A 13,093-nucleotide genomic window follows, 5' to 3' on the forward strand; every position below is an offset into this window, starting at 1 on the left:
TGTGCTGCGATTTATAATCCTTTATGAGGGACTACCATATTTCAAAACATAATTCCTTCTATGCCGTTGGGTTGAGTTATAAGAAGGCGGATGCAGAGGTTAGAGGAAAGTTCAGTCTGGATGTTCCTGCTATTGACCATATTTTGGGCAAGGCCAAGGAAATCGGAATTGATGGCTTGCTTGCTATTTCTACATGCAACAGAACCGAACTCTACGGTTTTGCACAACATCCCTACCAGCTCATCAAACTTCTTTGCGACGAAACGCATGGAACCGTTGAAGAGTTTCAAGAAGTGGCCTACGTGTACAAAAACCACGATGCCATTTCCCACATGTTCAAAGTTGGTACCGGTCTGGACAGTCAGATTTTGGGCGATTTTGAAATTATCAGCCAAATAAAGCAAGGGTTCTACCGTGCCAAAAAGCATGATATGGCCAATCCGTTCTTGGAGCGTTTGTGCAATTCAGTGATTCAGGCCAGTAAGCGTATCAAAAACGAAACAGAACTGTCTTCGGGTGCTACGTCGGTGGCTTTTGCCTCGGTGAAGTACATATTGGACAACGTAACGGATATTTCCAAAAAGAACATTTTGTTGTTCGGAACTGGTAAAATTGGAAGAAATACCTGTGAAAATCTGGTAAAGCATTCCAATAATTCCCACATTACCTTAATCAACAGAACGCGCGAAAAAGCGGAGGACATTGCCGGGAAATTTCAATTGAACGTAAAGGACTATGGCGATCTACAAACCGAAATCCGAAAGGCCGATATTCTAGTGGTTGCCACTGGGGCCCAATTGCCCACTGTTTCCAAAGCATTGATCTATCCAAAAAAGCCATTATTGGTATTGGACCTGTCTGTACCTAAAAACGTATCCGACGATGTAAAGGAACTCGATAATGTCACCTTGGTGCACTTGGACCAGCTCTCACAGATTACGGATGAGACCTTGGCCAAAAGAAAAGAATATGTTCCCAAGGCGGAAGCTATTATAGAAAAAGTAAAAAAGGATTTCCTAAAATGGTTGGAAACCCGCAAGTTTGCCCCTGTAATCAATGCCCTTAAGGACAAACTGAACACTATGAAAACTGAAGAAATCGATTTTCAGACCAAAAAAATTGAAGGTTTCGACCAAATGCAGGCAGAAATCATTTCCGACCGTATCATTCAAAAAATAACCAAACAGTTTGCTAACCACCTAAAAAGCAACGAGGTCGATACCGATGACAGCCTGGAACTTATTCAGAAAGTTTTTCAGCTAGAACTACACTCCAAATGAGCAAAATAATCCGCATTGGGACCCGCGACAGCGAATTGGCGCTGTGGCAAGCAACCACCGTGCAACAAAAGCTGGAAGCACTCGGGTACGATACCACTTTGGTACCTACCAAATCCATGGGGGACCAAGTGTTGGACAAGCCGTTGTACGAGCTTGGGGTAACTGGAATCTTTACCAAGACCTTGGATGTTGCACTGCTCAAAGGGGATATTGATATTGCTGTACATTCCATGAAAGATGTACCCACTCAATTACCAAAGGGAATTGTACAGGCAGCCGTTCTGGAACGCGCCATAACCCACGATATATTGGTCCACAAAGGTTCATCATTTTTGGAGAGCGACCAACCTGCCACTATTGCCACAGGGAGTCTACGACGAAAAGCCCAATGGTTGAACAAATATCCCAACCACAAGGTAGTGGACCTTAGGGGAAATGTAAACACACGTCTACTGAAACTTATTGAAAACGATTGGCAAGGAGCCATTTTTGCACAGGCAGGATTGGAACGTATCAAATTATTACCCAAAGATGCCGTTCAGCTGGACTGGATGATACCGGCTCCCGCGCAAGGTGCCATGCTTGTGGTCGCCAAGCAAGAAGATGACTTTGCCAAAGAAGCTCTGGGGAACCTAAACCATCCGGAAACGGAGTTGGCAACAACCATTGAACGTGAGTTTCTACGAACGCTGGAAGGCGGTTGTACTGCACCCATAGGAGCCTTGGCTCTTATAAAAGACAAGATGGTATATTTTGAAGGCGTTGTTTTCTCCTTGGATGGAAAGCAGAAAATCGACATCAAAAAAGAAGTAAAACTGTCCGATGCCTTAGGTCTTGGAAAAACCTGCGCCGCTGAAGTATTGCAAAAAGGAGGCGACAAATTGATGCAAGAAATCAGAAATGAAAACAGTACTGTCCACTAAAATGTTGAGTTTGTCCCAAAAGGAGCTTTTTCTAAATTCTGGTCTGGGATTGGTGGAGTACGATGCCCTAAAAATTGAACTGTTGGATGTAAAAATCCCGTTTGACTACAGCAATTTAATTTTTACCAGCAAAAACGCTGTAAAAGTTTTCCTGAAACAGGCTCAGGATTTGGACACATCTAACCTCAGTGTATTTTGTGTCGGGGAAAAAACAAAATCATTTCTACAAGAAAATGGCCTTAAAGTGGTAGAAACAGCGCATTATGCATCAGAATTAGGTGAAATTCTGATTGAACGCTATAAAAATAAAACTTTTTTGTTCCTCTGTGGCAATAAAAGAAGGGACGACCTTCCAGAACTCTTGTCAAAAAATAACGTTCAGTATAAGGAGTTAGAAGTTTACCGCACCCACTTAAATTCGAAAAAGTTTCAACGCGATTTTGATGGTATCCTTTTCTTTAGTCCAAGTGGCATCCGAAGCTATCAACTGGAAAACAGTTTGATAAACAGCACTTTATTTTGTATTGGAGAAACTACGGCTTCTGAAGCAAAGAAATATTCTAAAAATATAATCATTGCCAATAAACCGACCGTAGAGAATGTGTTGGTCCAGGCGATAAACCATTATAGACACCCATGATAAAAAACGACTTGTTCCTAAGAGCTTTAAAAGGTGAAACTGTTGAACGTCCACCCGTTTGGATGATGCGACAAGCAGGACGCTATTTGCCAGAGTTTATGGAACTCCGTAAAAAATACGATTTCTTCACCCGTTGCCAGACCCCGGAATTGGCTTCGGAAATCACTGTGCAGCCCATTCGCCGCTACGGCATGGACGCGGCTATTTTATTCAGTGATATTTTGGTGATTCCACAAGCCATGGACATCGAAGTACAGATGAAACCAAATTTTGGTCCTTATTTGCCCAACCCAATCCGTTCTCAAGCCAATCTGGACAAGGTGATCGTGCCGGACATTCAAGATAAATTGGGTTATGTGATGGATGCCATTACCATGACCAAAGAAAAACTGAACGATGACATTCCACTAATAGGTTTTGCCGGTTCCCCTTGGACCATACTTTGCTACTGCGTGGAAGGTCAAGGCAGCAAGAGTTTTGATAAAGCCAGAGGATTTTGCTTTACTCAGCCAAAGGCTGCGCACGAATTGCTTCAAAAAATTACGGATACGACCATCGCCTATCTTAAAGCAAAGGTTAAAGCCGGTGTAAACGCGGTTCAGGTTTTTGATTCTTGGGGCGGAATGTTGTCGCCAACAGATTATGAGGAATTTTCCTGGAAATACATACAACAGATTGTGGATGCATTAAAAGATGAAGCTCCCGTAATCGTTTTTGGAAAAGGATGCTGGTTCGCACTTAAGGAAATGGCCAACTCGGGGGCCTCCGCCGTTGGTGTGGATTGGACGTGTTCCGCTCAAAATGCCCGATACTTAACTGGTGGCAATGTTACGCTACAGGGTAATTTTGACCCTGCCCGTCTGCTGTCGCCACCTGAAAAAATCAAGGAAATGGTTACGCAAATGATCCGTGATTTTGGCAAGGACAAATATGTTGTGAATTTGGGGCATGGTATATTACCACATATCCCAGTGGAAAATGCAAAAGCATTTATTGATGCCGTCAAAGAATACAAGGAGTGAACCTATTTACGGTACTAAAACGAGTCGATTTTAAAAATATACTGAAAGGTGTATTTATTGGTTTGAGTCGCCCGCACTTTATTTTGCCAACTATAAAGGCTACCAAGGACTGTATTTCCGTTTCGACCAAAAACTATGGAAAGTTGCACCATAAGAATGGTCCTGCGAATGCCTTCAGACACGCTTTTTGGAACTATTTGATTTCAAAACGATGTTTCAAATGGCAAAACAATGAAGAAGTGGTCTTGGATTGGGCCAAAAAAGTAAGCGATTGGCATGAGGACTCATTTCCGAACAAAAAATTACCACGGGAAATGGATTTGCACAATAATGAAGTTGGCCGCTTCATTTTTGAGCAAAACATTGAAAAATCGGAACAGGAAGTCGTTGAGCTATTGAAGAAAATGGCTCTGGAATCCACCAAAATTGATGAGAGTTCAGTGCTTTCTGAATATAAAAACCGAATGGTACATATTTTAGAACAATGAAAGATAAATTCTACGCATACATTCAACAATTACAAGATACTATCACCTCCAAATTGGAAGAATTGGATGGCACAGCCAAGTTCCAACAAGATTTTTGGGAACGAGAAGAAGGCGGCGGCGGGAGAACACGAGTTATTGAAAATGGCGCTGTTTTTGAAAAAGGCGGGGTAAACATTTCCAAAGTTCACGGTCCGTTGCCAAAAAGTATGCAAAACTATTTCGGCGTGGAGGATGTTGATTTTTTTGCCTGTGGACTTAGCTTGGTGATTCACCCAAAAAGTCCAATGGTGCCAACGGTGCATGCCAATTGGCGCTATTTTGAAATGTACGACAAGGAAGGTAACATCGTTGACCAATGGTTTGGTGGCGGACAAGACCTTACCCCCTATTATTTATTCGAGGAAGACGCGGCACATTTTCATTCCGTTTGTAAAAAAGCCTGTGATGCCCACAATCCAGAATTTTACGCCAACTACAAAAAGAAGTGCGACGATTATTTTTGGAATGCGCACCGGAACGAAGCTCGTGGCGTAGGCGGACTGTTTTTCGATTATTGCAAAGCCACCGAAGAAACCAGCATGGAAGATTGGTACAATTTTGTAACCGAGGTCGGGGACAGTTTCTTGGAGGCCTACGCTCCTATAGTTGAAAAAAGAAAAGATTTACCATATTCACAAGAACAGCGTGATTGGCAAGAAATTCGTCGCGGGCGCTATGTAGAATTTAATTTAGTACATGATAAAGGAACCCTTTTTGGTCTAAAAACCAACGGACGTATTGAAAGTATTTTGATGAGTTTGCCCCCGCACGTGCAATGGAAGTATGACCATCATCCAGAAAAAGGTAGCGACGAAGATAAATTGATAGAGGTACTACAAAACCCAAAAGATTGGGCCTAATGCTTAATTTTGTCCAGAAACCAAATCAATGAGACAGAAAATTTATCAAATAGACGCATTTACGAGCCAAACTTTCGGAGGCAATCCGGCAGCGGTCTGTATTTTGGAATCTTGGTTGAGTCCAGAGCTGATGCAGAAAATAGCCCAAGAAAACAATCTTGCGGAGACAGCCTTTGCAGTAAAGAAAGATGACCTGTACGAAATTCGATGGTTCACCCCTGAAGTTGAGGTTGACCTATGTGGACACGCCACTCTAGCGACCGCCTTTGTTATATTTCATTTTTATGAACTCGACAAAAATACCATTCAGTTTTATTCGAGCCGAAGTGGCAACCTATATGTAAACAAGGCCGACAACAACTGGTTGACCATGGATTTTCCAGCAGATACGCTGGTCGCCATCAAAAATATTGATGAAATCGACCAAGCATTGGGAAAATCCCCGGTAAAGACATACAAGGGAAAAAGCGATTACATGCTGGTTTACCAATCCCAAAAGGAAATTGAGGAACTCTCTCCCAACTTCTTCCTTTTGGACCAAGTGGACGCTAGAGGGGTCATTGTTACCGCTCCAGGCAACGAAGTTGACTTTGTATCCCGCTTCTTTGCCCCTTCTTGCGGTATTCCTGAAGACCCAGTAACCGGTTCGGCCCATACATCGCTTTCCCCTTATTGGTCAGAAGTGTTGCGCAAAACCAAAATGACAGCTAAACAGCTTTCCGAACGAGGTGGCGATTTGGTCTGCGAGTATTTGGGCGAGCGTGTAAAAATTTCGGGGAAAGCCGTGCTTTATCTAACAGGAGAAATTGATATTTAATATTAGCGATAAGCCTTAAGCAGTAAGCTCTAAGCCATGGGAAACTATAAAAATTACAAGGTCTGGGAAAAATCACATCAACTCGTACTTGACATTTATGGCTTGACCAAGGATTTCCCAAAATCGGAACAGTACAATTTAATCTCCCAGATGAATAGGGCTTCTGTCTCCATTCCCACAAATATTGCAGAAGGGTGTGGACGCGAAACTCAAAAAGAATTTATTCGATTTCTTTATATCGCTTCTGGTTCTGCCCACGAATTGGATTATCTTTTGCTTTTAGCCTCCGACTTGGGTTATATTGAATCAGAAATATCCAAAAACATTATTTCAGAAATAGACGAAATCAAAAAAATGCTCGCGGCATTAATCAAAACTATAAAAACATCACTTTAAGCTTAAGGCTTATAACTTAAAACCAGCAACATGTACCCATTAATACGAAACAGAAGACTTCGCGCATCCGAATCCATTAGAAGATTGGTTCGGGAAACCACCTTGACCTCGGATGACTTTTTGGTTCCGCTTTTCATAACCGAAGGAAAAGGAATCAAAGAAGAGATTCCATCCATGCCCAACTATTTTCGGTTGAGTTTGGACAATCTTGAAAAAGAAGCAAAAGAACTCTGGAACATGGGATTGTGTTCCATGCTTCTTTTTGTTAAGGTCGATGATAAACTCAAAGACAATAAAGGAACCGAAGCGCTAAATCCAGATGGATTGATGCAACGTGCCATTAAAACCGTAAAAAATGCCTGTCCACAAATGTTGGTGATGACGGATGTGGCATTGGACCCATTTTCATCCTACGGACATGATGGTATTGTGGCCGAGGGGCAAATTTTGAATGATGAAACTGCAGAGCTATTGGCAGAAATGAGCGTTTCCCATGCCAATGCAGGGGCAGATTTTGTTGCTCCCAGCGATATGATGGACGGTAGAATCCTTACCATCCGCGAAGCTCTGGAAGACGAAGGGTTCCTTAATACCGGAATTATGGCCTATTCCGCCAAATATGCCAGTGCCTTTTATGGCCCGTTCCGGGATGCGCTGGATTCTGCACCCGTTGACATTGCAAATGTGCCGAAGGACAAAAAAACCTATCAAATGGATTATGCCAATCGGTATGAAGCCATCAAAGAAACTCAAATGGATATCGACGAAGGGGCTGATATTGTGATGGTAAAGCCAGGGTTGTGCTATTTGGACATTGTTCGTGAAATAAAGAACGAAGTTGAAGTACCTGTTGCCGTTTATCAAGTTTCTGGCGAGTATGCCATGCTAAAGGCCGCCGCCGAAAAAGGTTGGCTGGACCATGATGCCGTGATGCTGGAACAATTGACGGCCATTAAAAGGGCAGGTGCCAATATTATTGCCAGTTATTTTGCGAAGGATTTTATAAGAATATTTCGTTAATATTGTTAAAAATTTCATATGACTGCTGTAATAGGTATCTTAAATAAAAATGCTGTGGCTTTGGCTGCAGATTCTGCTGTTACTGTTTCTGGAAGTAATGGAAGAAAAATTTATAATACAGCCAACAAAATCTTTACCCTATCAAAATACCATCCGGTTTCGATTGTTATTTATAATTCTGCTAACTTCATAACTACACCTTGGGAAATCATCATCAAAATCTACCGGAATGAGTTGGGTGAGAAATCATTCCCAAACCTCAAAGATTATTCGGATAATTTTTTTAAATTTTTAAAAGAAAAAGAGTTTTTTAATAATCCCGAAACAATTAGTCATTCCATTCAATCATTAATCTATCATTCATTTAACGATTTGATAGACATGGCTATGCAATCAGCCATTGAAGAACATTCTGATTTGATCAGCAAATCCCCGGAAGACAGATTATCTCTTTTTAAAAATAATTTATTGGAAATGATTGAATTCCAGATTCAAAAAATAAAGCTAGAAGAAAAATTATCTGATTTTAAATCATTGACAAAAAAGAGATTTGATGAAATTATTGGTGCTGAATTAAATGAAATACTGGAAATTGAATTTTCGGACTTTAATACAAAAAACATCCGTTCTAAATTTTCCTCTTTAATTTTTCATTATATGAAAAGTAAAGTTCTCCGTGGACAATGGACGGGCCTAGTTTTTGCTGGCTATGGTGACAATGATATTTACCCAACAACAATTAGCACAAAAATTTCAGATGTTTTTGACAATAAAATCAGGTTTTACACCGAAGATGTAGAAAAAATTGATGATGGAAATACCGGCTCAATTATGCCCTTTGCTCAAAGGGATGTTATTGACACACTTATAACAGGAATAAGTCCAGACATCAATGAACCTCTATTTTCAACATTTAAGAATTTCCTTCATGGATATAATGAGCACTTGGTTAAATTATTAGAAAAAGATCAACCAAAACTAGCTAAGGAAATTCAACAAATAGATATAGATCAAATTTGCAATCAATTTATAAGTGAAATTGATAATGTAAAGAAAATAAAACATATCCGACCAACAGTAAACACGGTATCCATCCTTTCAAAGGAAGATCTTGCCGAAATGGCTGAAAGTTTAATATATTTGACATATCTTAAAAGAAGGATTAGTTCTGATGAAGAATCAGTTGGTGGACCTGTTGATGTGGCGATTATTTCTAAAGGTGATGGTTTTATTTGGATAAAAAGAAAGCATTATTTTGAAGAAAATCATAATCCGCATTTTATAAAAAACTATTTTAGGGCATAATTACTTATAAATTTTAACCGCAATGTTTCTTAAAGACTCACCTAAATCAAAATATGACACCTTAACCCCTTCTTTATTGAAAAAAATTTCAAAAAAGGAAGAGTCTCTAGACGAAAGGGTTATTGAACAAGAAACCAATGCAGAAGAAATTGCCGATATAATTTCAAAAAAACTGCTTAATCTTATTGAAAAGAAGGTTACTCTCTAATAGATAGAGTTTCCGTTCTTCATTTTTAAGAATGGATGAAGTACATATTTATATTTCTTGTCATCCTGTCTTTTTTCGGCAAAATTAGTGCCCAACGGGAACTCATCCATGCCCTACCCTCTACTTTGGGTTTCGATGAAAATTTCATCGACCAAAAAGTGGATTCCATCATGGAAATGGGCATTGATAATTTAGCATTTCCAGGAGCTCAACTGCTGGTCGCCAAGAACGATACCGTTATTTTTCATAAAACTTACGGTTTTCATACATACGACAGCATTCAACCAGTTGCATTGAACGATTTGTATGATCTGGCCTCCGTAACGAAAATATCGGGGCCACTTCCCGCATTGATGAAACTGGTGGACGAAGGCAAGCTGGACCTAGATAAACCATTCAGTATATATTGGGACCCATGGAAGCGAAGAATGGACAAAAAAGACCTAACACTTCGTGAAATACTGGCGCATCAGGCAGGGCTAATACCTTATATCGTTTTTTTACAGAAAGTGCTTCGCAAAAACGGAGAAATCAAAAAAAGATTCGTGCACAATTCATCAGACAAACGATATCAAGGGCAGGTCTACGATAGTCTCTTTATCAACAATCGGTTTGAACGAAAAATGAACCGAATCATCAACCGGTCCAAAGTTTCGGATCAAAAAAAGTACAAATACTCCGGACTTACATTTTTGATTTTTCCAACGTTGATAGAACAACTCGCCGGAACCGATTACCAAACCTATTTGGATGAAAACTTCTATCAACCTTTGGGTTGTCACACCTTGGGCTATCTTCCCATGGAAAACAATTACGTAAATGCCATAGTTCCCACCGAAGTGGATTCTCTTTTCCGAAAGACCTTGGTAAAAGGTTGGGTACACGACGAAAATGCTTCGCTCAAAGGAGGTGTTTCTGGTAATGCCGGTCTATTTGGCACGGCAGATGATCTGGCCAAATTGATGTTGTTCTATCAGAATTATGGGAATGTAGATGGTAAACAGCTCATCTCAAAAGAAACCGTAAAAGAGTTTACTACCATACAATATCCCGAGAATGAAAATTACAGGGGCTTAGGTTTTGACAAACCTCTCCTGAACAATTCAGAACTTCCTTTGGAAGAAGCCTACCCCTCTCCTTTGGCTTCGCCCGAAAGTTTTGGCCATTCCGGATTTACCGGCACTTTTGTTTGGGCAGACCCGGTAAAAAATTTGACTTTCATCTTTCTTTCCAATCGGGTTTATCCCTCTAGAGACCACCGAAAACTGTACAGTTTGGACATTAGACAGGCGCTACAAGATGTTTTTTATAAAGCAGATACATTAAGCGTCCAAAATTAATTCCTATTCCCTATCTTGGTACTAAACATTCTGCCATTCTATGGGACTACTTATATTTTATGCCCTTATTTCCATATTCTTTTCATTTCTGTGCTCCATTTTGGAGGCCGTATTGCTAAGTATTACCCCAACCTTTATCAATGTAAAAAAGCAAGAGGGAAAAGATTATGCTGCCACATTGGAATCCCTTAAAAAAGATGTGGACAAACCTCTGATCGCCATTCTTACCTTGAACACGGTTGCCCACACCGTAGGTGCAATTTTGGTCGGTGTACAGGCAAAAGTGGCTTATGCAGAAATGTATGGAAGCACACAGCGTACCATATTTGGTTTTACCTTGACCGAAGACCTTATGGTTGGAATTGTATCCACACTTATGACAATATTGATCCTGGTAGCTTCAGAAATTATTCCAAAGACCATTGGGGCAACTTTCTGGAAGCAACTGGCCAACTTTACCAGCAAAGCATTAAACATCATGGTATTCGTCTTAAAATGGACAGGTCTGTTATGGCTGTTGCAGTTATTTACCAAACTGGTAGGCGCCAAAGGGGAACATGGCAGTGTTTTGAGCCGTGAGGATTTTAGTGCCATGACCGAAATCGCACATGAAGAAGGCGTTTTTCAGGAATCGGAATCCAAAATGATCAAGAACCTGCTCTATTTTGATGAAATTCTGGCCCGCGATGTGATGACACCAAGAACCGTCATGAAAATTGCATCGGAAGACACCCCGATAAAAGAATTTTTTGAAAAGAACAGACCACTACGTTTTTCCAGAATTCCATTGTACAAGGATCGTATGGACAATATAACGGGCTTCTTTTTAAAGGATGAATTGTTGGAAGCCATCATCAACAAAAAAGGAAACGAAACCTTGGCCACCATCAGAAGGGAATTATTGGTCACCAACCGAAGTAAATCTATTAACGAGCTTTTCAAAAAGTTTGTGCAGAAGAGAGAGCATGTTTCTTTGGTAGTGGACGAGTACGGTTCGGTGAGTGGTTTGGTTACTATGGAAGATGTAATCGAAACCTTGCTCGGATTCGAGATTATGGACGAAAGTGATAATGTGGAAGACCTTCAAAAGCTAGCTAGAAAGAACTGGCATGCCCGAGCAAAGCGATTGGGAATTATTGAAGAAGAAGACGAAATAGAGTAATGGAAATCGCTTACTTACAGACACCTATAGGAACAGCGGAATTAAAAGGGGATGAAAATGGACTTGCTGCAATCACTGTTTTGGAAGAAAAAAAACCAAACAGTACAATTCCAGAGGTTCTGAAGGATGCTGTTCAGCAATTTCAAGAATACTTTGATGGAAACCGAACGGTATTTGACCTAAAATTAAATCCGTCGGGGACCGATTTTCAGAAAAAGGTGTGGGATGCCTTATTGCAAATTCCCTTTGGAAAAACCATTTCTTATTTGGAACTTTCCAAACAACTCGGTGATGTAAAGGCCATTCGTGCAGTAGCCTCGGCCAATGGCAAAAATCCACTTTGGATTGTGGTTCCCTGTCATCGTGTAATAGGAACCAACGGAGACCTCACAGGCTATGCAGGTGGACTGCATAGAAAAAAATGGTTATTGGAACACGAGAGTCCTGCAAAGCAGACGACTCTTTTTTAAATTATTGCCATGCTTTATAAACTTAACCTGGAGCATATCCTTTTTTTGGATATCGAGACCGTTCCCCTACATGAAAATTTCACCCATCTGGATGAAACTTCCCAACAGTTATGGGAGCTAAAAACACAGTACCAACGCAAGGACGAGTTCTCGCCCGGGGAATTTTACGACCGTGCCGGTATTTGGGCCGAGTTCGGCAAAATTGTCTGCATCTCGGTGGGCTATTTTAAAATGCAGGGCGAGACCAGAAATTTTAGGACCACTTCCTTTTATGGTGATGAGGCCAAAATCCTCAAAGAGTTCAAACAACTGCTCATAGATTATTTTAGCAGCGTAAAACATCTTTTGTGTGCGCACAATGGCAAGGAGTTCGATTTTCCGTATATCGCCCGCAGAATGGTGATTAACGGCATTAATCTGCCCTACAAGCTAGATTTATTCGGTAAAAAACCGTGGGAAGTGCCTCATTTGGATACTATGGAACTTTGGAAGTTCGGCGATTACAAACATTACACTTCGCTCAAGTTATTGGCGCATATACTTGGAATCCCTTCCCCAAAAGAGGATATGGATGGCAGTATGGTGAAAGATGTGTTCTACAAGGAAAAGGATATCAACAGGATTATCGATTATTGCGAACTAGACGTAGTCACTACCGCTCAGGTATTTTTGCGCATGCGCAACGAGGAACTTTTAACCGAAGATGAAATCAAAAAGGTGTGAGTTTAGATGTCATATATCAGAGGTCGGAGGTCAGTAGGCAGTATTGAGTAATGAGAAAATGGTCGCTTCGCTCAGTATAACAACTCGGCCGCTGAGCGGAGCCGAAGCGACATTGCATGTTATCGGCATTTTGCGAGGAAAGCCGGTAGGTGCTATTATTTGAAAAGTGATACAAATCCTTGATTTTCGACTAAAAACCACTATTCCTACGATTTGTTGCGGCAAACCCCCGTTCAACCGCACGCAAAAACAGGGTGACTGTTCTGTTATCATCCATTCCGATGAGTGGCCGTGTTTCGGGAAACGTTTTGGTCGCTGAGCGGAGCCGAAGCGACACGAATCGCACCAAAAATTGGCCAAAGGGAAAAGGTGAAGGGTAAAAGGTTCCGAGTGTCATTTC

General features: G+C 40.9%; 15 protein-coding genes. All 15 read left to right on the plus strand.

Translation table 11 applies throughout. The features are described from left to right. The first annotated feature begins 23 nt into the window (after positions 1-23). From hemA to GUA46_RS01290, 15 genes are read left to right on the plus strand one after another with little or no spacing between them, the layout of a single operon-like run. Positions 24-1,280, plus strand: coding sequence for a glutamyl-tRNA reductase (gene hemA / locus GUA46_RS01220; protein ID WP_108245504.1), 1,257 nt, complete (start codon positions 24-26; stop codon positions 1,278-1,280). Further along, complete coding sequence (gene hemC, locus GUA46_RS01225; protein ID WP_176618970.1) at positions 1,277-2,203, plus strand: hydroxymethylbilane synthase; 927 nt, start codon at positions 1,277-1,279, stop codon at positions 2,201-2,203. Before hemA ends, hemC begins: the two co-directional genes overlap by 4 nt. Beyond that, positions 2,181-2,843: a uroporphyrinogen-III synthase gene (locus GUA46_RS01230; protein WP_176618971.1), complete on the plus strand. Its 663-nt coding sequence runs from the start codon at positions 2,181-2,183 to the stop codon at positions 2,841-2,843. Before hemC ends, GUA46_RS01230 begins: the two co-directional genes overlap by 23 nt. Then, a complete protein-coding gene (gene hemE, locus GUA46_RS01235; RefSeq protein ID WP_176618972.1) occupies positions 2,840-3,865 on the plus strand; it encodes a uroporphyrinogen decarboxylase in 1,026 nt (341 codons plus the stop codon). Before GUA46_RS01230 ends, hemE begins: the two co-directional genes overlap by 4 nt. Beyond that, positions 3,862-4,353 (plus strand): DUF6973 domain-containing protein, encoded by a 492-nt coding sequence (locus tag GUA46_RS01240; RefSeq protein WP_176618973.1) that lies wholly within the window; start codon positions 3,862-3,864, stop codon positions 4,351-4,353. Before hemE ends, GUA46_RS01240 begins: the two co-directional genes overlap by 4 nt. Further along, entirely contained in the window at positions 4,350-5,252 is a 903-nt protein-coding gene (gene hemF, locus GUA46_RS01245; RefSeq protein WP_176618974.1) for an oxygen-dependent coproporphyrinogen oxidase, read from the plus strand. Before GUA46_RS01240 ends, hemF begins: the two co-directional genes overlap by 4 nt. A gap of 28 nt (positions 5,253-5,280) precedes the next feature. Then, positions 5,281-6,069, plus strand: a complete 789-nt coding sequence (locus GUA46_RS01250) for a PhzF family phenazine biosynthesis protein (protein WP_176618975.1) — start codon at positions 5,281-5,283, stop codon at positions 6,067-6,069. Between the two features lie 36 nt (positions 6,070-6,105). Then, entirely contained in the window at positions 6,106-6,465 is a 360-nt protein-coding gene (locus GUA46_RS01255; RefSeq protein WP_176618976.1) for a four helix bundle protein, read from the plus strand. Positions 6,466-6,495: 30 nt separating this feature from the next. Further along, entirely contained in the window at positions 6,496-7,485 is a 990-nt protein-coding gene (gene hemB / locus GUA46_RS01260; protein WP_176618977.1) for a porphobilinogen synthase, read from the plus strand. Between the two features lie 18 nt (positions 7,486-7,503). Next, a complete protein-coding gene (locus GUA46_RS01265) occupies positions 7,504-8,790 on the plus strand; it encodes a hypothetical protein (protein WP_176618978.1) in 1,287 nt (428 codons plus the stop codon). Positions 8,791-8,812: 22 nt separating this feature from the next. Continuing rightward, positions 8,813-8,998: a hypothetical protein gene (locus GUA46_RS01270; protein ID WP_176618979.1), complete on the plus strand. Its 186-nt coding sequence runs from the start codon at positions 8,813-8,815 to the stop codon at positions 8,996-8,998. A gap of 35 nt (positions 8,999-9,033) precedes the next feature. After that, the gene (locus GUA46_RS01275; RefSeq protein WP_176618980.1) at positions 9,034-10,338 is read left to right on the plus strand and encodes a serine hydrolase domain-containing protein; all 1,305 of its coding nucleotides are present in this window, start codon (positions 9,034-9,036) and stop codon (positions 10,336-10,338) included. 40 nt (positions 10,339-10,378) lie between these two features. Continuing rightward, positions 10,379-11,500 (plus strand): CNNM domain-containing protein, encoded by a 1,122-nt coding sequence (locus tag GUA46_RS01280; protein WP_176618981.1) that lies wholly within the window; start codon positions 10,379-10,381, stop codon positions 11,498-11,500. Then, complete coding sequence (locus tag GUA46_RS01285) at positions 11,500-11,970, plus strand: methylated-DNA--[protein]-cysteine S-methyltransferase (RefSeq protein ID WP_176618982.1); 471 nt, start codon at positions 11,500-11,502, stop codon at positions 11,968-11,970. The genes GUA46_RS01280 and GUA46_RS01285 overlap by 1 nt, the downstream gene beginning before the upstream one ends. Before the next feature lie 9 nt (positions 11,971-11,979). Further along, on the plus strand, positions 11,980-12,693 hold the full coding sequence (locus GUA46_RS01290) for a 3'-5' exonuclease (RefSeq protein WP_176618983.1): 714 nt from the start codon (positions 11,980-11,982) through the stop codon (positions 12,691-12,693). The last annotated feature ends 400 nt before the right edge of the window (positions 12,694-13,093 follow it).

Origin of the sequence: Flagellimonas chongwuensis, from assembly GCF_013376415.1 — a bacterium.
In the GTDB taxonomy this organism is placed as follows: domain Bacteria; phylum Bacteroidota; class Bacteroidia; order Flavobacteriales; family Flavobacteriaceae; genus Flagellimonas; species Flagellimonas chongwuensis.